This window comes from Methanoculleus sp., from assembly GCF_036677455.1.
GTDB lineage: Archaea > Halobacteriota > Methanomicrobia > Methanomicrobiales > Methanoculleaceae > Methanoculleus.
Window position 1 is genome coordinate 1 of the sequence record NZ_JAVBWL010000022.1, and the last position, 18,595, is coordinate 18,595.

14 protein-coding genes are annotated in these 18,595 nt (G+C 60.7%); 7 read left to right on the top strand and 7 right to left on the bottom strand.

Features of this window, described 5'->3' with window-relative positions:
- Positions 1-6 precede the first annotated feature (6 nt).
- A complete protein-coding gene (locus V6K60_RS05310; protein ID WP_332449476.1) occupies positions 7-1,503 on the bottom strand; it encodes a methanogenesis marker 14 protein in 1,497 nt (498 codons plus the stop codon).
- Between the two features lie 315 nt (positions 1,504-1,818).
- Between V6K60_RS05310 and V6K60_RS05315 the strand changes: the two genes are divergently transcribed.
- Positions 1,819-2,223: a pyridoxamine 5'-phosphate oxidase family protein gene (locus tag V6K60_RS05315; protein WP_332449477.1), complete on the top strand. Its 405-nt coding sequence runs from the start codon at positions 1,819-1,821 to the stop codon at positions 2,221-2,223.
- An 8-nt stretch (positions 2,224-2,231) separates the two neighbouring features.
- Here V6K60_RS05315 and V6K60_RS05320 read toward each other — a convergent pair whose 3' ends face one another.
- Positions 2,232-3,419: an argininosuccinate synthase gene (locus tag V6K60_RS05320; RefSeq protein WP_332449478.1), complete on the bottom strand. Its 1,188-nt coding sequence runs from the start codon at positions 3,417-3,419 to the stop codon at positions 2,232-2,234.
- A 433-nt stretch (positions 3,420-3,852) separates the two neighbouring features.
- Here V6K60_RS05320 and V6K60_RS05325 point away from each other — a divergent pair, with 433 nt between their 5' ends.
- From V6K60_RS05325 to V6K60_RS05340, 4 genes are all read left to right on the top strand, one after another.
- Positions 3,853-5,112, top strand: coding sequence for a quaternary amine ABC transporter ATP-binding protein (locus tag V6K60_RS05325; protein WP_332449479.1), 1,260 nt, complete (start codon positions 3,853-3,855; stop codon positions 5,110-5,112).
- Complete coding sequence (locus V6K60_RS05330; protein ID WP_332449480.1) at positions 5,099-5,941, top strand: ABC transporter permease; 843 nt, start codon at positions 5,099-5,101, stop codon at positions 5,939-5,941. The genes V6K60_RS05325 and V6K60_RS05330 overlap by 14 nt, the downstream gene beginning before the upstream one ends.
- A 409-nt stretch (positions 5,942-6,350) precedes the next feature.
- Complete coding sequence (locus V6K60_RS05335; RefSeq protein WP_332449481.1) at positions 6,351-7,214, top strand: glycine betaine ABC transporter substrate-binding protein; 864 nt, start codon at positions 6,351-6,353, stop codon at positions 7,212-7,214.
- A gap of 117 nt (positions 7,215-7,331) precedes the next feature.
- A complete protein-coding gene (locus tag V6K60_RS05340) occupies positions 7,332-7,577 on the top strand; it encodes a hypothetical protein (protein WP_332449482.1) in 246 nt (81 codons plus the stop codon).
- Between the two features lie 331 nt (positions 7,578-7,908).
- On the opposite strand, the gene carB is transcribed toward V6K60_RS05340, so the two are convergent.
- The 3 genes from carB to V6K60_RS05355 form a co-directional block, all read right to left on the bottom strand.
- Complete coding sequence (gene carB, locus V6K60_RS05345; protein ID WP_332449483.1) at positions 7,909-11,079, bottom strand: carbamoyl-phosphate synthase large subunit; 3,171 nt, start codon at positions 11,077-11,079, stop codon at positions 7,909-7,911.
- The gene (carA, locus tag V6K60_RS05350) at positions 11,079-12,134 is read right to left on the bottom strand and encodes a glutamine-hydrolyzing carbamoyl-phosphate synthase small subunit (protein ID WP_332449484.1); all 1,056 of its coding nucleotides are present in this window, start codon (positions 12,132-12,134) and stop codon (positions 11,079-11,081) included. The genes carB and carA overlap by 1 nt, the downstream gene beginning before the upstream one ends.
- Before the next feature lie 310 nt (positions 12,135-12,444).
- On the bottom strand, positions 12,445-13,962 hold the full coding sequence (locus V6K60_RS05355) for a hypothetical protein (RefSeq protein WP_332449485.1): 1,518 nt from the start codon (positions 13,960-13,962) through the stop codon (positions 12,445-12,447).
- Positions 13,963-14,313: 351 nt separating this feature from the next.
- On the opposite strand from V6K60_RS05355, the gene V6K60_RS05360 reads away from it, so the two are divergent.
- Together V6K60_RS05360 and V6K60_RS05365 are read left to right on the top strand one after the other, a co-directional pair.
- Positions 14,314-15,195, top strand: a complete 882-nt coding sequence (locus V6K60_RS05360) for a flavodoxin family protein (protein WP_332449486.1) — start codon at positions 14,314-14,316, stop codon at positions 15,193-15,195.
- Between the two features lie 29 nt (positions 15,196-15,224).
- Complete coding sequence (locus tag V6K60_RS05365) at positions 15,225-15,569, top strand: hypothetical protein (RefSeq protein WP_332449487.1); 345 nt, start codon at positions 15,225-15,227, stop codon at positions 15,567-15,569.
- Here the strand turns inward: V6K60_RS05365 and V6K60_RS05370 are convergent.
- Positions 15,566-16,147 carry a carbonic anhydrase gene (locus V6K60_RS05370; RefSeq protein WP_332449488.1) on the bottom strand — a complete coding sequence of 194 codons (582 nt, stop codon included), beginning with the start codon at positions 16,145-16,147 and terminating at the stop codon, positions 15,566-15,568. The genes V6K60_RS05365 and V6K60_RS05370 overlap by 4 nt on opposite strands.
- A 419-nt stretch (positions 16,148-16,566) precedes the next feature.
- On the bottom strand, positions 16,567-18,210 hold the full coding sequence (gene ilvD / locus V6K60_RS05375; RefSeq protein WP_332449489.1) for a dihydroxy-acid dehydratase: 1,644 nt from the start codon (positions 18,208-18,210) through the stop codon (positions 16,567-16,569).
- Positions 18,211-18,595: the final 385 nt, after the last annotated feature.

Here is an 18,595-nt window from a genome sequence, read left to right on the forward strand (position 1 = left end):
CATATCCTACTTTCCTATTTTGATCCGGCGAGACATAATACATGGCCCGCCCCGCACCCCGCCAAGCGGGGCCTTCGGCTTCCCGAGCGAGTTCATGCACCGCCCCATCAGTGCCGCTCCCCGGGCAAGGCCGTCGTCCACGAAGACCAGGTGATCGTTCGGAACGTCGTAGAGGTTCCGCGCGGTGATACCCTCGACGATGTACTCGGGCTTCCTTCCCGAGATCGCCGCCCGTCCGGTGAACCCGATCGATGAGTTCGGCGGGACCAGTCCTCTCTCGATGGCGACATCGATGAGCCTGAGCGCCATCTTTGCGCAGACCCGGTCGACGACCTCGGTCAGCATGCCCATGCCGTGCTTCTCGTGGATCTCGTGCCCGATCTCCTCGAGAGCCGGCATCTCACTCCCGTTGACGCCCGAGTCGCACCCGATGAGGGCAACGCCCGACTTATCGGCAACGTCGGCACAGACCGGCACCCGCCCGAACCTCGTCCGGTCGGGGGGGACGATCCGGATATCGATGTGCTCGTGGCACCGGTCGACATATTCATCGACGACGGAACGCTTCCTGCCCCCGAACGCGCCCTTGATGCTGTGGTCGCCGAAGAGGTCGAGGGCGGTCCCCGTCCGGTCCTTCACGAGCCCGGTACCCCGGACGATCGCATCCGGTATGGCACCTGCAAGACCGCAGAAGTTCCCGATCGTCTGGGCGAACGGGTTCGGATCATCCGGGGCGACATCGCTCGTGATCCGCCCGTCAAGCGTGGTCCCGAAGTCGATGGATATGCAGGGGTTGCGGAAGTCGACCTGCGTCCATTTGGCGCCTTCCTTGATGCCGGCCATCGCAAGTTCCCCTTCCATCTCGTTTGCCACCATTTCGACGCCGGTACACCCGACCGGGGGCACGACACCGGCCACCGCCCCGACGAAGACCACCTTGTCGGCAAACGAGAACTGCCGGAGTTTCGGGGGGAGGTTCTCGATCGACATCGGCGGCGTCATCTTTCGGGGAGGAACCCCGGCTTCGAGGCAGCCGTTCGCGAGAGCGACGATGAAGTCCCCGACCTGGTCAGGAGAGTCCATCGCCGCGACGACGCCGGTGCTCCTGACGACGAAGTCCAGGTCGTCCTTGATGCTCAGGTGAGCATCTCTGTGGCACTGGATCAGGGTGTCGCGCACCAGTTCCGTAACCGACTCCCGCGTCAACTCCGTGCCGTCCAGGGTTGCCCCGAAGACCGTCTCGCCCGGCTTCGGGGGCCGGACGTCACGGCTCATGGTCACGGTCTTGTTGATGATGTACGACCTTCCCGTCTCCAGGCTCGTGCCGGTCAGGATACACTTTGTCGTGGTATTACCCATCTCCACAGACGCCACGATAAAATAGGGCTTCACCCGGTATTCGGGAACACCGTTGCCCGGCCCATGGGAGAGTGACGGTGGAGGCGGGCTTTCGACGATATGCGGAGTAGGTTTGAAAAAGCGCTCCAGAAAGCGGGCACACATAGTAGTCTTTTCCCCGTCTCGCGGCTTATATTTTTCCATACTCCACTACGGTGTCCGGAACCCGGGAGAGCACGTGAGAGAACGGGAAGCCCAGAGAGGGGGCGGGCGGCCATATACCGGTTCCCAGGGAGGGGTCTCGTGATTCGGATAGGGTTCCGGTTCTGGAGGCCGCCACCCGTCTCGAATCTCCGGAGTCCGTCGCCATTGCACGACCCTTACAGAGCCCTTATATATGCTTGGCGCGGATAAACTCGTTACCGGAACGGTTCCGGCGCCCGAGAGCGCCCGTTCCGCTTCCAGGGATTGGTGAACCGTATGGTTGCGCTTTCAGGAGATGTTAAGGAAATATTTACCAGAACCAAAGTCTTTCCGATGGCCACCGCCTCAAAAGACGGCGTCCCGAACGTGGCGCCGATGGCGTCGATCCAGCTCGTCAACGACGACACCGTCTGGATCATGGACAACTACATGGCAAAGACGCTCGATAACCTCAAAGAGAACCCGGTGGTGGCTCTCTACTTCTACGACCAGGAGACCAAGCGCTGCTTCCAGATAAAAGGCTCAACGGAGATCAAGACGTCCGGCCCCGACTACGAGAAGTTCCGCGACCAGGTGAGGACGAAGAACCACAAGTATCCGGCGAAATCACTCATCGTCATCACGATCACCGATGTCTTCGAGTGCACGCCGGGAAAAGAGGCAGGGAAGAAGGTGCTCTAAGCACCTCTTCAGCGCTTCTTGAGGTTCTGGAAGAGACGCGCCTGCAGCCCGAAGTAGTTCGAGAACCCGACGGCGTGGTTCTGGTCGATCGTCGTCGAGTCGAAGGAGACCAGGTCGTCCGAGTACAGTGCGAGGTCCGAACTCCGGCCGAGCACCCTGACGCTGCCCTTATACAGGCCGACGTCCACGAAGCCGCTCGCCCGCTCCTGGGTCTTGTCGATGAAGGCGTTCAACGCGTAGAAGAGCGGTTCATGCACGAGCCCCATGTAGGCGAGCTCGGACCACTTGTCGTCGACGATATGCTTGAACGCAAGTTCCGAACGGGTCAGGACGAGGTGCTCGAGGTCGCGGTGTGCGGCAAGGAGGACGGTTGCGGCCGGGTGCTCGTAGTTCTCCCGGGCCTTCAGGCCGAGGACCCGGTCCTCGATCATGTCATTGCGGCCCACGCCGTTCCGCCCCGCGATCTGGTTCAGTTCCTGGATCAGGGCGATGCCGGGGAGCCGCTTCCCGTTGAGAGCGACCGGGACACCCTGCTCGAACTCGATCCGGACCTCCTCCATGACGTCAGGGGCGTCCTTCGGCGATACCGTCCAGGCGTAGATCTCCTCCGGCGGGTGGAAAGCCGGGTCTTCGAGGTTGCCGCCCTCGATGCTCCGGCTCCAGAAGTTCTCGTCGATGCTGTACGGTTTGTCTTTTGCCACGGTCACCGGGACGTTGTGCTCCTGTGCGTAGCAGATCTCCCACTCGCGGGTCAGGTTCATCTCCCGCATCGGCGCAACGATATCGTACCCGGCGGACCTGAAGATGAAGTCGAACCGGAGCTGGTCGTTTCCTCTCCCGGTGCACCCGTGGGCGATCTTTGAGGCGCCTTCCTTCTCTGCGACCTTCACGATCTCCTCGGCGATCAGCGGCCGAGCAAGCGCCGTGCCCATCGGGTAGCCCTCATAGGACCCGTTCGCCTTGATCGAGGGGAAGATGTAGTCCGCTACAAACTTCTCCCTGGCGTCGATGGTGTAGTGTTTGTCCGCAAGCTTCCGGCCCTTCTCTGTTGCCCGGGCGATATCCGCTTCGGGCTGACCCACGTCGACGGCAACGGTGACGATCTCGTCAAACCCGTAGTGTTCCCGCAGGAGGGGGATACAGATGGAGGTGTCGAGACCTCCCGAAAATGCTAGGACGACTTTTCCCTTTTCCATGGTTACTGATCTCCGCGTTCCTGGTATCTGTCAAACAGACAGTCTGGAGTAATCTACATTGTTATGACCTCTCACCCAATAAAAGACATGGTATGAGCGGCCGTACCGGGAGGAACCGGAACCGTTACCGGTATTTTTCTGGGGCCGGAAGATGGCGGGGACAGGGGGTCGGAGGGGTGCCGGCTCATCCTTTGTGAGGGCACCTGCAGCCCCGGCGCGGCCGGGCTTTCCGGGTGGAGAAACACAAGAGCAGGATCCGGGAGAATGAACGTTATGCGAGGAATAATCGAAAAACTGACGATAAATCACAGAACTCGCGGCACACCAACACCCTATCCCAAAATGCATCGCAAATTTCTGGAAAAACCAGAATTCCCTCCAATATCATGAGATTTCCGAAAACAGAAATTATAAAACAGATAAAATAGAAATCGTGAAGCTGGAGGGTTCCGTCATTTTTGAGAAGTTACCCAGAGAAGACTCAACAGCACTACAACCAATTGTCAGCGTACAGGGTCTGACCAAAGTCTTTGGTCAGGATCCCGAAAAAGCGCTGGAACTACACCGGTCCGGTCGCTCAAAGCACGAGATCCACAAGAAGACCGGGGCGACGCTGGCCCTCAACAACGTCTCATTCGAGATTATGCGGGGCGAGACGTTCGTCCTGATGGGGCTTTCCGGGAGCGGAAAATCAACGCTTCTCCGCTGCATCAACCGGCTTATCGAGCCTACAGAAGGCAAAATATTGATCGACGGTGAAGATTTCGTCGGGATGAGCCAGGAGGAACTGCGAGCAACCCGGCGGCGTAAGCTGGGCATGATCTTCCAGAACTTTGCTCTCCTTCCGCACCGGACGGTCCTCGACAACGTCGCCTTTGGTCTTGAGATCCAGGGTATTCCGACAGACGAGCGCCGTAAGAAAGCCGAAGAGGTGCTCCAGATGGTGGGGCTCGGCGGCTACGGGGCGAGCATGCCTGACGAGCTCTCCGGCGGCATGAAACAGCGGGTCGGGCTTGCCCGGGCGCTCACGAGCGACCCGGATATTCTCTTGATGGACGAGGCCTTCAGCGCTCTTGACCCGCTCATCAGGAGGGATATGCAGGATGAACTGCTGGACCTCCAGCAGCGGCTGGAAAAGACTATCATCTTCGTCACCCACGACCTCGACGAGGCCCTGAAACTCGGCGACCGTATTGCCCTGATGAAGGACGGCGCGATCGTGCAGGTCGGCACGCCGGAGGAGATCCTGACCAACCCGGAGAATGCCTACGTCGAGAGGTTCGTCGCCGATGTGGACCTGACAAGGGTTCTCTCGGCAAGCGACGTGATGCGCCACCCCGAACCGGTCGCCCGGTGCACCGGGGGCCCGAGGGTTGCCCTGCACCTCATGGAGGAGCACGATATCGGGAGCGTATTTGTGGTCGACCGCGAGCGCCGCCTCAAGGGCCTTGTTACGCTCGATGATACTCTTGAGGCTGTACGAGCGGGCAGGGGACTTGAGGAGATCATCACCACCGAGATCCCGACCGTGGCACTCGACACACCGCTCACCGATATCATATCGCTGATCGCCGGGAGTCCCTATCCTGTGGCGGTGGTCAATGACGAAAGCAAGCTTCAGGGATTAGTATTCCGGGGCGCCATCCTCGGTGCACTGGCACGAAAGGGAGGGGATGTTAATGGATCTGCCTAAACTCCCCGTGGGAGAGGCTGTCGAGGTGCTCGTCGACTGGATCGATGACTACTTCGGCTGGCTGCTTGACGGCATCAGCGAAGGGCTCGGGTTCCTCATCAGCGGGTTGCAGGATCTCCTGCTCGCCATACCGGTACCGGTCCTGATCCTCATCGCGACCGTCCTGGTCTGGCTCGTCACCCGGCGTGATATCAAGCTGGCGGTGCTCACGGCGATCGGGCTGCTGCTTATCTGGAACCTCCAGCTCTGGAATCTCGCGATGCTCACCCTGGCACTCGTCCTCGTCTCGACGATAGTCGCACTCGCGATATCGATCCCGGTCGGGATCGCGGCTGCAGGCAGCGACGCACTCAACGCCGCGCTCCGGCCGGTCCTCGACCTCATGCAGACGATGCCCTCGTTCGTCTACCTCATCCCCGCCGTGATCTTCTTCGGTCTCGGAAACGTGCCGGGCATCATCGCGACGGTCGTCTTTGCGATGCCGCCGGCGCTCCGCCTCACGAACCTTGGGATCCGGCAGGTGCCGGCCGAGTTGATCGAGGTCGCGGACGCCTTCGGCTCCACGCCCCGCCAGAAACTCTTCAAAGTGCAACTTCCGGTCGCGCTCCCCACCATCATGGCAGGGGTGAACCAGTGCATCATGCTCGCCCTCTCGATGACCGTCATCGCATCGATGATCGGAGCAGGGGGGCTCGGGTACCAGGTGCTCGTGGGCATCCAGCGGGTGGATATCGGCATGGGCTTCGAGGCAGGGCTTGCCATCGTGATCATCGCGATCATCCTCGACCGGATCACCCAGAACCTTGTGCCGCAGTATGAGACCCGGTGACCCATCTCAATACTATTTTTGAGGGGAACGAGTGGCCGGCCCATCCTCCGGCATGCACGGTCGTATCGGTCGAAGAGAGACCGGACAGACAGTAGAGTAAAGAGGGTTTTGTCGTCATACGTCCGTTCAATCCGGGTTTCAAAAGGGTTCAGTTCTTCAATCAGGACTCGAAAAACCTAAATAAGGTTGGGCCCATATGTTGAAGCGGTCATATCTGGCCTTTTTGCCCTGGGGTGCAAACACGCCAGGAGTGGCGCATACCGCCACCTCTGCTCTATGTTCGGGTCACCGGCACCTTTGCCGTCCCGAACGGTTCGTGAGAACCCGGAACCCCACACAACCGGGTTCTGAACGCCATTTAGCCGCCCATAAGCGGCAAAAACGATAAGGTGATTATATGGTTCATAAGATGAGAAGCACACTCGTACTGGCAGGTATCGTCCTGATGCTCTGCCTCTTCTCCGCCGGCTGCACCGGCACGGAAGCGACCGAGCCCGAAAAAGAGGTCAGCATCGGCTACGTCACCTGGGACTGTGCTATCGCGAGCAGCAACGTGATGAAACTGGTCTTTGAAGAAGCCGGATACGACGTTGACCTGATCTCCGTCGACGCAGGACCGCTCTTCCAGGCGCTTGCCCGCGGAGACGTCGACGCTACGACGACCGGATGGCTCCCGCACACGCATGAGAGTTACTGGGAGCAGTATGGCAATCAGATCGATTACGTCAAACCGAACATTCCCGGAGCGGCACGTATCGGACTCGTCGTCCCCACCTACGTGACCATCGACTCGATCGAGGAGATGAACGGTGTCGCTGATCAATTCGGCGGCAGGATCGTCGGCATCGAACCCGGTGCGGGCGTCGTGGCCCGGACCGAGCAGGCTATCGATGAATACAGCCTCAACTACAACCTTGTCACCAGCAGCAGCGCCGGCATGGCGGCGGAACTCGGCTCCTCGATCAGCGATGAGAAGTGGGTTGCCGTGACCGGGTGGTCGCCGCACTGGAAGTTCGGCCGCTACGACCTCAAGTTCCTCGACGACCCGAAGGGGGTCTACGGCGGGGCCGAGGATATCGTGACCCTCGCACGGCAGGGCCTCGCGACCGACGACCCGGAGGCCTATGGAATCCTTGAGCGATTCGAGTGGACCGGTGAGGATATCGCTTCGGTCATGACCGATATCGCAGGCGGCATGCCCGAAGAGGAAGCCGCGCAGAAGTGGATCGACGCCAACCGCGACAGGGTCGTTTTCTGGCTCGGGAACGCATAACCCACTCTTTTTTTCAGCCTGGTCTAACAGCTTTGCGTATCCTGGCGGCTTGCTATCTGGTGGTACTCACTCCGCCTGACCTTCGGCCCCCTCCCCTTCCTGAGGAGCGGGGCAGCCATGGCGATGCTGATAGGAAGCTGTATCCCGGTAGCGAGCCGGAACCCTGTTCGTTTCCAGCATCTCCCCGTGCAGTGGACCGTGGTGGCTATCGCCATTGGGGGAACGACTGCCGGAACGGCAGGAGTTCGAGCACCGAAGGTGCGAAGTGGGGCCGACGGGGAGTGCGATGGGCGGAACGCCCGGAGCTCGACCACCGTCAGGTGGGAGGGGGCACGCCCCCTCCCCTGTCTCTACCCATTCTGAACATCTGTAGCCCCCACCCCGCCCGCGCTTCGCGCTCCTCAGACGCACCTGCGGTGCTCATGCTCCGGCCCTACGGCCCGTCGCACCCCACACCAGGGGCGGGGGCAGTCATGGCGATAGCCGGTGGGAAGCCGTGCATGGTTCTTCTTCATAGTCTCCCCCGTGCTTCCCTACATGAGGTCACGAACAACGCAGATGATACACATTTCTTAAACGGCAAAAGGTCTCGCAAGATGGGATAGCAATAGAATCAGCAGTAATAACGCCGGGAATCATGTAATCGCACGCGAAGCCGGGAAGTTCGATTAAAAAAAAGTACACGAGAGGCGCGTTAAGCCAGCCCGTGGTAATGCCCAAGCGGCTCGAGGGTGATCTCCTCGCGCTTGATGGCGTCGATCGCCATTGCGGCTGCCCGGGCCGCCTGGAGCGTGGTGATGTAGGGTATGCAGTAATCGACGGCGGCCCGCATGATCTGGATGTGGTCCTGCCGGGACGCTTTATCCGCCGGGGTGTTGATGATCAGCCGGATGCTCCCGGACCGCATGGCATCGATGACGTTCGGGGAACCTTCCTGGACCTTCCGCACCAGGTTTGCCTCGACGCCGTTCTGGGTGAGGTATTCGACCGTCCCGCTCGTGCCGTAGAGCGAAAGGCCGAGTTCCCGGAGTTTCCGCGCAATCGGCAGGATTTCCTCTTTCTGCTCGTTCGTCACCGATATGAAGACGTTTCCGGTCGTCGGCAGAGTGTTGTCTGCGGCGGTGGATGCCTTGTAGTAGGCACGGCCGAAGTCGTAGTCGATCCCCATCACCTCGCCGGTGCTCTTCATCTCCGGCCCGAGGACGGTGTCCACGCCGGGGAGTTTGTTGAAGGGCAGGAGCACCTCTTTGACCGCGACGTGCTCGATCTCGGGCTCGGTGACGCCCAGATCGGCGAGCTTCCTGCCGACCATCACCTTCGCCGCGAGCTTCGCAAGCGCGATGCCCGTCGCCTTCGCGACGAACGGCACGGTCCGGCTCGCCCGCGGGTTCGCCTCGAGCACGTAAACGACATCGTTTCGGACGGCATACTGGATGTTGATCAGCCCGACGACCCCGAGGCCGAGGGCGATCTTCTTCGTGTAGTCGCGCACCCGTGCGATCACCGAGGGGGAGAGGGACTGCGATGGGATGACGCAGGCCGAGTCGCCGGAGTGGACACCGGCCCACTCGATATGCTCCATGATGCCGCCGATCAGAACGTCGGTCCCGTCGCAGACCGCGTCGACATCGATCTCGACAGCGCTCTGGAGGAACGAGTCGATCAGCACCGGGTGCTTCTTACTCACCCGGACGGCCTCTTTGATGTAACTCTCGAGTTCCGTCTCGTCATGGACGAGTTCCATCGCCCGCCCGCCGAGGACGTAGGACGGCCGGACCAGGACCGGGTAGCCGATCGCCCGGGCCATCGTTCTCGCCTCATCTTCTGAGTAGGCGGAGGAGTTCGCCGGGCTCGGGATCTCGAGCCGGGAGAGAAGCCGGCTGAACCGGTCGCGGTCCTCCGCCATATCCATGGCGTCGGGTGACGTGCCGAGGATCTTCGTCGCAAGGCCGAGGCGCTTGATCTCCGCTTCCAGCGGCATGGCCAGATTCACAGAGTTCTGGCCGCCGAACTGGACCATGACGCCGTAGTAGTCATCCTTCTTGAGGATGTTCATGACGTCCTCGAGCTGCATCGGCTCAAAGAAGAGCCGGTCGGAGGTGTCGGCATCGGTCGAGACGGTTTCGGGGTTGTTGTTGATGATATGGACCTCGACCCCCTCTTCCTCGCGGAGCGCCATCACCGCGTGGACGGTGCAGTAGTCGAACTCGATCCCCTGACCGATCCGTATCGGGCCGGAGCCGAGGATCAACACCTTCTTCGCGCCGTCCCGGGTCAGTTCGCACCCGTCCTCCCACGTGGAGTAGAAGTAGGGCGTTGTGGCCGGGAACTCGGCGGCGCAGGTATCCACCATCTTGTAGGTCGGGGCTCCCGTAAGGGCCGCAATCTCGTCGGTGGTCTTTCCCGTCAGCGCCAGGAGGTCCTCGTCCGAGAAGCCCCAGCGCTTCGCGGCCCTGATATCCCCGGGCTCGCAGGCGGTCTGGAGTTTGCGCTCCATGTCCACGACGTTCTTGATCTTCTCCAGGAAGAACGGCGTGATGGCGGTGAGGCTCGCAACCTCATCGACCGTGAACCCCTCCCGGAAGGCGTCAAAGAGGCACCCGAACCGCTCGTCCGTCGGGGACGTCAGGATCATCCGGATCTCGCTCGGACTCGTGTGCCGCTGCATGTCGTTATCGAGCGACCGGAGCGCCTTCTTGAACGCCTCCTCGACTGTTCGCCCGATCGCCATCACCTCGCCGGTGCTCTTCATCGCCGTGGTGAGCGTCCGGTCTGCGGACTTGAACTTGTCAAACGGCCACCGGGGCACCTTCACCACCACGTAGTCGATGGCAGGCTCGAAGGATGCCGGGGTGACACCGGTGACCGGGTTCATGATCTCGTCGAGACGGAGGCCGATCGCAATCTTCGCCGCCACCCGGGCGATCGGGTAGCCGGTCGCCTTGGACGCGAGTGCGGACGATCGCGAGACCCGGGGGTTCACCTCGATGATCCGGTAGTCGCCGTCCTTGAAGGCGAACTGGACGTTGCACCCCCCCTGGACGTCGAGCGCCCGGATGATCCGTATCGCGGCGGTCCGGAGGGTCTGGAACTCATCGTCCCGCAGGGTGAGGATGGGCGCAACGACGACGCTCTCGCCGGTGTGGACACCCATCGGGTCGACGTTCTCCATGCCGCAGACGATGATGCAGGTATCGGAGGCATCCCGCATCACCTCGAACTCGATCTCCTTCCACCCGGCGACGCTCTCTTCCACGAGCACCTGGTGGATACGGGAGCGGGCGAGACCAAGCTCGATGATCCGCCGCATCTCCTCAGGCGTGTGCGCCACGCCGCCGCCCGAGCCGCCCAGGGTGTATGCCGGCCTGATGATCGCAGGAAGACCGACTTCGCGGATCGCCTCGTCGATCTGGTTCATGTTCCCGAGAATCATGCTCCGGGGGACAGGTTCGCCGATCTCATTCATCAGGTCCCGGAACTGCTCCCGGTCCTCTCCCCGGTAGATCGCCTCGAGCGGCGTTCCGAGGATCTCCACGCCCTCGAGCGCACCCATCTCCGCGAGTTCCGCCGTCATGTTCAGGCCGGTCTGGCCGCCCATGCCGCTCAGGATCCCGTCCGGCTTCTCCTTCTTGATGATCCTTGCTATGATATCGGCCTTCAGGGGCTCGATGTAGATGACGTCCGCGGTATCGGGGTCGGTCTGGATCGTTGCGGGGTTTGAGTTGACGAGGACGACCTCGACGCCCTCTTCCCGGAGCGCCCGGCAGGCCTGCGACCCGGAGAAGTCGAACTCAGCCGCCTGCCCGATCTGGATGGGGCCTGAACCGATGATGAGGACTTTCTTGATCCGAGAATTCTTCGGCATTATGGGATCTCCTTGTATATGCGGTCAAAGAAGTGCATCTCTGTATCCCGGGGCCCACCGTGCGCCTCCGGGTGGAACTGGACGCAGGTTATCTTCAGGTCGGGGTTCTCGAACCCCTCGACCGTGCCGTCGTTCACGTTCCGGTAGGAGACCACGCACCCCTCCGGCAGGGTCCCTTCGTCCACGGCAAAGCCGTGGTTCTGCGTGGTGATGTAGATGCTCCCGTCCCGGTAGCGGACCGGCTGGTTGGTTCCCCGGTGGCCGAACTTCATCTTGTAGGTCTCGGCACCGAGCGCGAGTGCGGCCACCTGGATGCCCATGCAGATCCCGATGACCGGCACCTCGCCCGCGAGGTCCCTGACGCACCGGATGGCGTCTGTCGCCCTCTTCGGGTCGCCGGGGCCGTTGCTGACGAAGAGCGCGTCTGGTTTTGCCGCCATCACCTCGTCCGGTGCGGCGGTATGCGGAAAGACGTGGATGTCGGCGCCACGGGAACTGAGGCTTTCGAGGATATGCCGCTTCACCCCGAGATCGATGACGGCGATCCGCTTCCCGGGACCGCTGATCCGGTAGGGCCCGGGGCACGAGATGCTCCCGATCAGGTCTAATTCACCGATCGGAGATGCTGCCCGGGCGCGCCGGACCGCCTCGTCCCCGTCATCGCTGCCGACGATGAGGGATGCCCTGAGTGTGCCGACCGTCCGGGTCTTTATCGTCAGGCTGCGGGTATCGACGCCCGATATCCCGAAAAGACCGTTCTCTTCAAAATAGTCTGCAACCGATGGCTGCGTTGTTGGCACGCGTGCGATCTCGCGCACGACGCATCCTTGCGCGTGAACCAGCGGACTCTCAAAATTCTGGTGGTCCACCCCATAATTCCCGATGAGGGGGTACGTAAACATCAGGATCTGCCCGGCATAACTGGGGTCCGTCAATGCCTCCATGTACCCGGTCATCTGTGTGGAAAAGACGAGTTCTCCGGAACATGCCCCCTCAACGCCAAAACCATTCCCTACAACAAATGTTCCGTCTTCAAGACCCAGAACCGCCTTCATGAATTACCATATCATGTGGATCAGATTCCTTAATAATACAGTAGCATGATGATAATTCAAGGTCGTTCACGGCCTTAATCGAGAAACCAGGCCATCCCGGGACCACCTGTGTATCGTCGATTTGAGCACCTCCCAAACCCGGAGATAAACCTTCAAGGACCAACGATACCATCGTTCCCATGTAATCTGCGGGGGCGGTGCGGGGAGGTTCCGGTTCTCAATGCTCGGATCCAAAATCTAGCATGATTGACCGCTACACTACGGGACTACGGGAAAAATAGAGAGTTGGAGAGCTGATAAACTCTCCGGTTCATGTTTCGTTCTCTACGGGTAGATTCTCGCCAATTGAAGGATCGCTCGCCAAGGTTGGCGGGATATCCTCTTCCTCGGGTGATTCATCCTCCGGCTCATCAATGGGTTCATCCTCCAATTCATCAACGGGCTCATCCTCTAATTCATCCTCTGGTTCATCAACGGGTGTTGGTTCATCAACCGGCTCATCAACGGGTGTTTGTGGTGGTGGAGTAACGCCGTCCATCCCGGGATCATCAACCGGATCGGGCGTGAACTCGGGTTCCTGCGGTGGTGGTGTTGGCCCGGGTTCTTGCGGTGATTCGGACAGATAAGTCGGGTCGGGCTCCGGTGTGGCCGGGAGGTAGGGATTGGGTGTATAATATTCGGGATGGAACTCATTAGAGGGTGCCTTGTGCGGTAAATTGTAATACCTCGGTTCATACGGGTCCGTTTTAGGAATCGTCTCCTCGTAATCGAGACGATAGAATTCACACGGGATATAATGCGATTCTCCCGAATACGGATCATATCCATATCCACCAAGACCAGTTGCGGTAAAATCTGCCGTGCTTACCACATAAAACGGGACATCATCGGAGTAAATGAGAATCGCTGTGTTTACAATCGGGTAATAATAATATTCATACCCGAATTTCGCAATCCCTTGCCGATTTCCAAGATTCCAACCGCCAGTCCCAACTCCGTTCTCGCCTGCATTCGGTTCGACGAAATAGCGGTAAATATGCCTCAATTCCACCGTAGCAAAGTGGTAAATGCTAGTTATTGTAGATAACGATTGTTCTCCTGAGATTTCCGGCGGAAACATTGATTCAACGATGATATCACTCGTTTCGGCGGAATGGTCGAAGATGATGTAATAATCCCGATGAACGCCCGCCGTTCCCGTCCCGGTCAAATGGATGATCTCAGGGGTAGGTTCGGGGGTAAGGGTAGGGTCCGGTGTAGCCGTCGTGGTGGCCGTGGGAGAAGGGGTTGCCGTCGTCGTTGGGTGGTTGGTGGTTGGTTTCGAGGCTGGGGCCGTGGTTACCGTCTCCGTGCATGTAGGGGTAACGGTCACGTTTGCCGTGGGTTCACAGGTTGGGTCGGTGATTGGACAGGTTGTTGCCGTTGGTGAGGGGGTGACCGTGGGTATGGCTGAAGAACTGCTACTCTTGCTGCGACTTGAAGAGGACGATTTGCTCCCGCTTGAAGAGGACGATCGAGAGGTCGCTGAACCGCCAGAACTGTATGCGTTTACCACGTTTGAGATCAATACCTTGATCTCGTTGACAATCCCGGGCTCTCGCTCATTTTCCTCTCCAAGGGTGGGCATTCCGCTCGCATTGGTCACATTTCCGGCCGGGTTCGTCGTATTATCAATAGTCTGAGAGACAACTGTGTCTTTCACTATAACAGAATCCATTCCCGTTGTATTGTCCAATACCCATTCATCAAACCCCCCAGTGGCGTAAACAACGCCTACAGCCAGAGCGAGGGCAAAAACGATCCCAACGATGATTTCCGGTTGTTTCATGATTATAACCCCATTTGGTTCGTGTTTCCAAAAATTCGGCCACACATATATTTTACCCCGAATACATGCTTGTGAATATATATGTTTGCAGGCAATCATCGAACCCGAATGAGGAGCGATTCGCTACGCAGACTGATCAACCACGCTTGATACAGGGGAGTTGAGGCCTGAGGGAGAGGGCCATTTCGCCGCCACTTCCCCGGAAAGTGTGGCGCGATCGGAGTTTACAACCCAGATCACGCATTATCCATTGTGCGGGACTGTGTCTACTGGAGCCAATACACATACCAAAGGCCTATCCCCACGCTTGCCCGAAATGTTGAAGGAGGCCGCTATACCAGGTGACGCGCGATGAGTGAGAACACGGCAGAAAAGGTTCGATCGATCGAGACACCTGAAGGGACGTTCACCATCAGGCTCGCGCTCGACGACCTGGGAGAGATCTATCCGGGGATGATCCGCTACACCGTCGAGGCCTCCCGCGGCGCCGAGACGGTCTACACCTATGCCGTCAACTCATACGAAGTCCCACCCGGCTCCCTCATCGACGCCCGACAGGCGGCCGAGATCGTCTTTTCCCGGCTCGCGCACGACGTGGCGTCCCGGCCGGAGCGCTACGCCCGGCCGCGGGTCTTCACCCGCCCGCTCCCGGGCAGCGGCACACCCGACGTCGTCATCCTGCAGGGGAGCCCGCGCCGGTTCGGGAACTCCGCCCGGATCGCGTCGTGGTGCGACGAAGAAGCCGCCCGGGCCGGCCTCTCCTCCCGGGTCTTCTTCCTCCAGGAGATGGATATCCGGGCGTGTATCGGCTGCTACACCTGCTACAACTACGGCTACTGCCCGGTCGACGACGATATGCCCCCGATCATCCGGGCACTTGAATCCGCTTCCGTCCTCGTGGTCTGCACGCCGGTCTACACCGGCACCGTCCCGTCGGGCCTCAAAGCGGTGATCGACCGCTGCCAGTGGCTTCACGCCCGGGAGAAGGTGCTGGAGAGGGAGGTGCATGCCCGGGGCCTGCTCGTCGCCGTCGCGGGACGGCGGGGGGCCGAGCCGTTCGTCTGCGTAACACGCGTGGTCGGAATGTTCATGGAGAACCTGGGCATCCGTCCCGCCGCGCCGGTGCTGGCGGGCAACCTCGACCGGATCCGGGACGTGGAAACGATCGCAGGGCTCCGCGACACCGTTCAGGCGGCGGTGCGTGCGCTGCTTGCTCCCCGGGACGAAGGATAATATATTCTCGAATCTCCCACCGATGATACATGGCAGAAGTGACTGTTGAAATTGCCGGGTTTATGGAGTCCGAATGCGGCCCGTTCCCCTGCGACGAGACGCGATCCTGCGGCCTCGAGACCTGTTACCCATCGAATAGCCTTATGGACGCCATCGGCGCCCTGCGCGACGAACTCCTCGACCTGTATGGCGATAGGGTCGAGGTGAAGACGACCCTGCTTGACGATGCGATGCCCGACCACATCAGGAAGCTCATCGAGGAACGCCACCCGCCTATCCCGATCGTCCTCGTCAACGGGCGGCTTACATCTATCGGAAGGGTCTCGTTCGACCTGATAAAAGAAGAGATTGAGTATGCTCTTGAAGAATCTTAGAAGATCTTCTTCAACTCTCCGGTCGCGAGGTCGAAGTACAGGCCGTGAAGCCGGACCCGTCCATCTTTTTCCGCAGCCTTGACCGGTGGATAGGTGCGGAGGTGCTCAAGCTGCAGGCCGACGTTCTCGATCTCGATGAGCCGCCGCCGGGTCTTCTCTTCCTCGGGGCTTTGTGGCACCGGCATCCTGCCATCGACACGGCGTTTCGCCTCCATCGCGTTGTTGAGCCAGAGCGGAATGTACGCATCCGTGCTCTCGTGGTCGAGGCCCTTTATGGCGCCGCAGTCCGAGTGTCCACAGACGACGATATCTCCGACCTTGAGGTGGTTGACCGCGTACTCGAGTACAGTCGCAAAGTTCCAGTCATGGACCGGGACGATGTTGCCGATGTTGCGCTGCACAAAGATCTCACCGGCCTGAGAACCGGTGATACGTTCAGGGTCAACGCGCGAGTCAGAGCACCCGATCCAGAGGACCACAGGATGTTGGCTTGAAGCCAGCGGGCCGTAGTGTTCAGGGGCTTTTGCAAAATCTTCTTCCAGGAATCGCTTGTTACCCTCAAGAAACTTATCTATCATCCATTATACTCCATAGACGATGTGGGCGGCCGTCCCTGACGGTTGCGCCTCTGAAAAATGGGTTGCATCTTGGCCTTAAAAAAGGTATATGGCTGGAAGTCGCGGTGAGAGGTGCGTTGCAGGACCGGAATTGACAGGTGGAATCCGGGCCCGGAAAGTGTCCGAAAGGCGGGATCGGCCCTGGACATCAGCGCCCGGATTGGAGTACAGGGGACTGCATGTACCACAGCACTGGGTGGTACGTGGTTGACAAACCTAAATTGTTTATAACGAATTATCACCCATCGAGTCGCAATGCCACCGAGGTATATGCGCTCCCCCCGGAGAAGAAAGGAAATCTCTGTCAGATCGCACTATTTAGCAAAACCAACAGAAATTTTGAGCCCGATCGGATGCGGGATCCCCGCTGAAAAAAGAGGTTACCTCTGGACGGCGCCGAGGTTCGCCTGCTCGACCGTCGCGGCATAGCGGGCGAGCACGCCGGTGAGGCGGCGGTGCGGCGGCTTCCAGGCCAGGCGTCGCGCTTCCAGAGTCTCAGCATCGACCAGGAGGTCGAGGCTCTTTGCGTAGAGATCGATCGCAATCTCGTCGCCGTCCTCCACGAGCGCGATCGGCCCGCCGACCGCGGCCTCGGGGGCGATGTGGCCGATGCACGGCCCCCGGGTGCCGCCCGAGAAGCGCCCGTCGGTCACCAGGGCGACCCGGGCGTAGCCGAGGCCCATCAGCGCGGATGTCGGCGAGAGCATCTCGGGCATCCCGGGGCCTCCCCGGGGCCCTTCGTAGCGGATCACGACGACGTCGCCCTCCGCGATCTCGCGGTGAAGGATCGCCTCCATCGCCGCCGCTTCGCCGTCAAAGACCCGTGCCGGGCCCTGGTGCCGCCACATCGCTTCCGGGACGGCGGCGCACTTGACGACGGCGCCGTCGGGGGCGAGCGTTCCCCGCACGATCTTCAGGCCGCCGGCAGGGCTGACGGGGGCTTCGGCCGTCCGGATGACGTCGGGGTCGGCGACCCGGGCGTTCTTTGCAATCTCAAGGATCGACCGGCCCGAGATCGTCGGTGCGTCGTCGAGATAGCGTTCGAGCATCGCGAGGACCGCAGGGATGCCTCCGGCCCGGTAGAGGGCGAGCATCGAGTGCGGGCCGCCGGGTTGCATGTGGCAGATGTGGGGAGTCGCCTCGGCGACGGCGTTGAAGGTCTCAAGGTCAAGGGAAACCCCGGCCTCCCGGGCGACGGCCATCAGGTGGAGGACCGTGTTCGACGACCCCCCGAGCGCCATGTCCACCCGTATCGCGTTTGCAAGGCTTTTCTCGGTGACGATCTCCCGCGGGCGGATGCTCTCCCGGGCGATGCCGACCGCCCGCTCCCCGCTCTCCCGGGCGATACGGAGTTTCGCCGCATCGACCGCGGGGATGGCCGCACATCCCGGGAGGGAGAGGCCGAGCGCCTCGGTCACGCACGCCATGGTGTTTGCGGTATACAGCCCCTGGCAGCTGCCGCACCCGGGCATCGCCGCGCACTCGAGTTCCCCGAGTTCGTCTTCGCTCATCGTCCCGGCGGCGACGCGGCCCACGCCCTCGAAGATGTCGATCAGGGAGAGTTCGCGGCCCGCCGCGTAGCCGGGGAGCATCGGACCGCCGGTAACGACGATCGTCGGGATGTTGCACCGCACCGCCGCCATGAGCATCCCGGGGACGATCTTGTCGCAGGTGCCGATGCAGACCAGGCCGTCGAACCGGTGCGCTTCGGCCATCAGTTCAACGGCGTCGGCGATGTTCTCCCGTGAGGGCAGCGAGTAGCGCATCCCCTCGTGGCCCATCGCGATCCCGTCGCAGATCCCAATGGTCCCGAACTCAAACGCCACGCCGCCCGCGGCCGCGACACCCTCCTGCACCTTCTGCGAGAGGGACCGGAGGTGGATGTGCCCGGGGACGATCGTGTTATACGCGTTTGCTATCCCGATGAAGGGCTGATCCATCTCCCGGTCGGTCACGCCGAGCGACCTGAGCAGCGCCCGGTTCGGGGCACGCTGGTAGCCTTTCTTTACCGTCTCACTCCGCATGGTAATCCTCGTAGGAGAGTACACGCGCAGGGGGAGAAGAGGATTCCGGTTGGGCGGGGAGGTGGTGCAGATAGGTAGAAGAGATTTCTGCACAACAGGAGCGAGTGACATCTCACGTTTGAGAACGCTTCCATTAAACACCCTTCAGAAACCCGTATCCTATCGGCCAAACGGACCCTGACACGGATTTCTGATGGATATCGCCACGCACTGCCCCCGCCCCAAGGGGCGGGGTGCGACGGGCCGATGGGTGCGACTGCCGGAACGGCAGGAGCTTGAGAAGCCATCAGGCTTCGAGTCCGGAGCATGAGCACCGTTAGGTGCGACTGAGGAGGCCGAAGGCCGGGCGGGGTGGGGGTTACAGATACCCTTGGATAGGTAGAGA

Coding starts and splice junctions, on each gene's coding strand:
- V6K60_RS05315 (WP_332449477.1), top strand. CDS start 1,819: ATGGTTGCGCTTTCAGGAGATGTTAAGGAAATATTTACCAGAACCAAA.
- V6K60_RS05330 (WP_332449480.1), top strand. CDS start 5,099: ATGGATCTGCCTAAACTCCCCGTGGGAGAGGCTGTCGAGGTGCTCGTC.
- carB (WP_332449483.1), bottom strand. CDS start 11,079: ATGCCGAAGAATTCTCGGATCAAGAAAGTCCTCATCATCGGTTCAGGC.
- V6K60_RS05360 (WP_332449486.1), top strand. CDS start 14,314: ATGAGTGAGAACACGGCAGAAAAGGTTCGATCGATCGAGACACCTGAA.
- V6K60_RS05335 (WP_332449481.1), top strand. CDS start 6,351: ATGAGAAGCACACTCGTACTGGCAGGTATCGTCCTGATGCTCTGCCTC.
- V6K60_RS05355 (WP_332449485.1), bottom strand. CDS start 13,962: ATGAAACAACCGGAAATCATCGTTGGGATCGTTTTTGCCCTCGCTCTG.
- ilvD (WP_332449489.1), bottom strand. CDS start 18,210: ATGCGGAGTGAGACGGTAAAGAAAGGCTACCAGCGTGCCCCGAACCGG.
- V6K60_RS05340 (WP_332449482.1), top strand. CDS start 7,332: ATGGCGATGCTGATAGGAAGCTGTATCCCGGTAGCGAGCCGGAACCCT.
- V6K60_RS05320 (WP_332449478.1), bottom strand. CDS start 3,419: ATGGAAAAGGGAAAAGTCGTCCTAGCATTTTCGGGAGGTCTCGACACC.
- V6K60_RS05310 (WP_332449476.1), bottom strand. CDS start 1,503: ATGTGTGCCCGCTTTCTGGAGCGCTTTTTCAAACCTACTCCGCATATC.
- carA (WP_332449484.1), bottom strand. CDS start 12,134: ATGAAGGCGGTTCTGGGTCTTGAAGACGGAACATTTGTTGTAGGGAAT.
- V6K60_RS05365 (WP_332449487.1), top strand. CDS start 15,225: ATGGCAGAAGTGACTGTTGAAATTGCCGGGTTTATGGAGTCCGAATGC.
- V6K60_RS05370 (WP_332449488.1), bottom strand. CDS start 16,147: ATGATAGATAAGTTTCTTGAGGGTAACAAGCGATTCCTGGAAGAAGAT.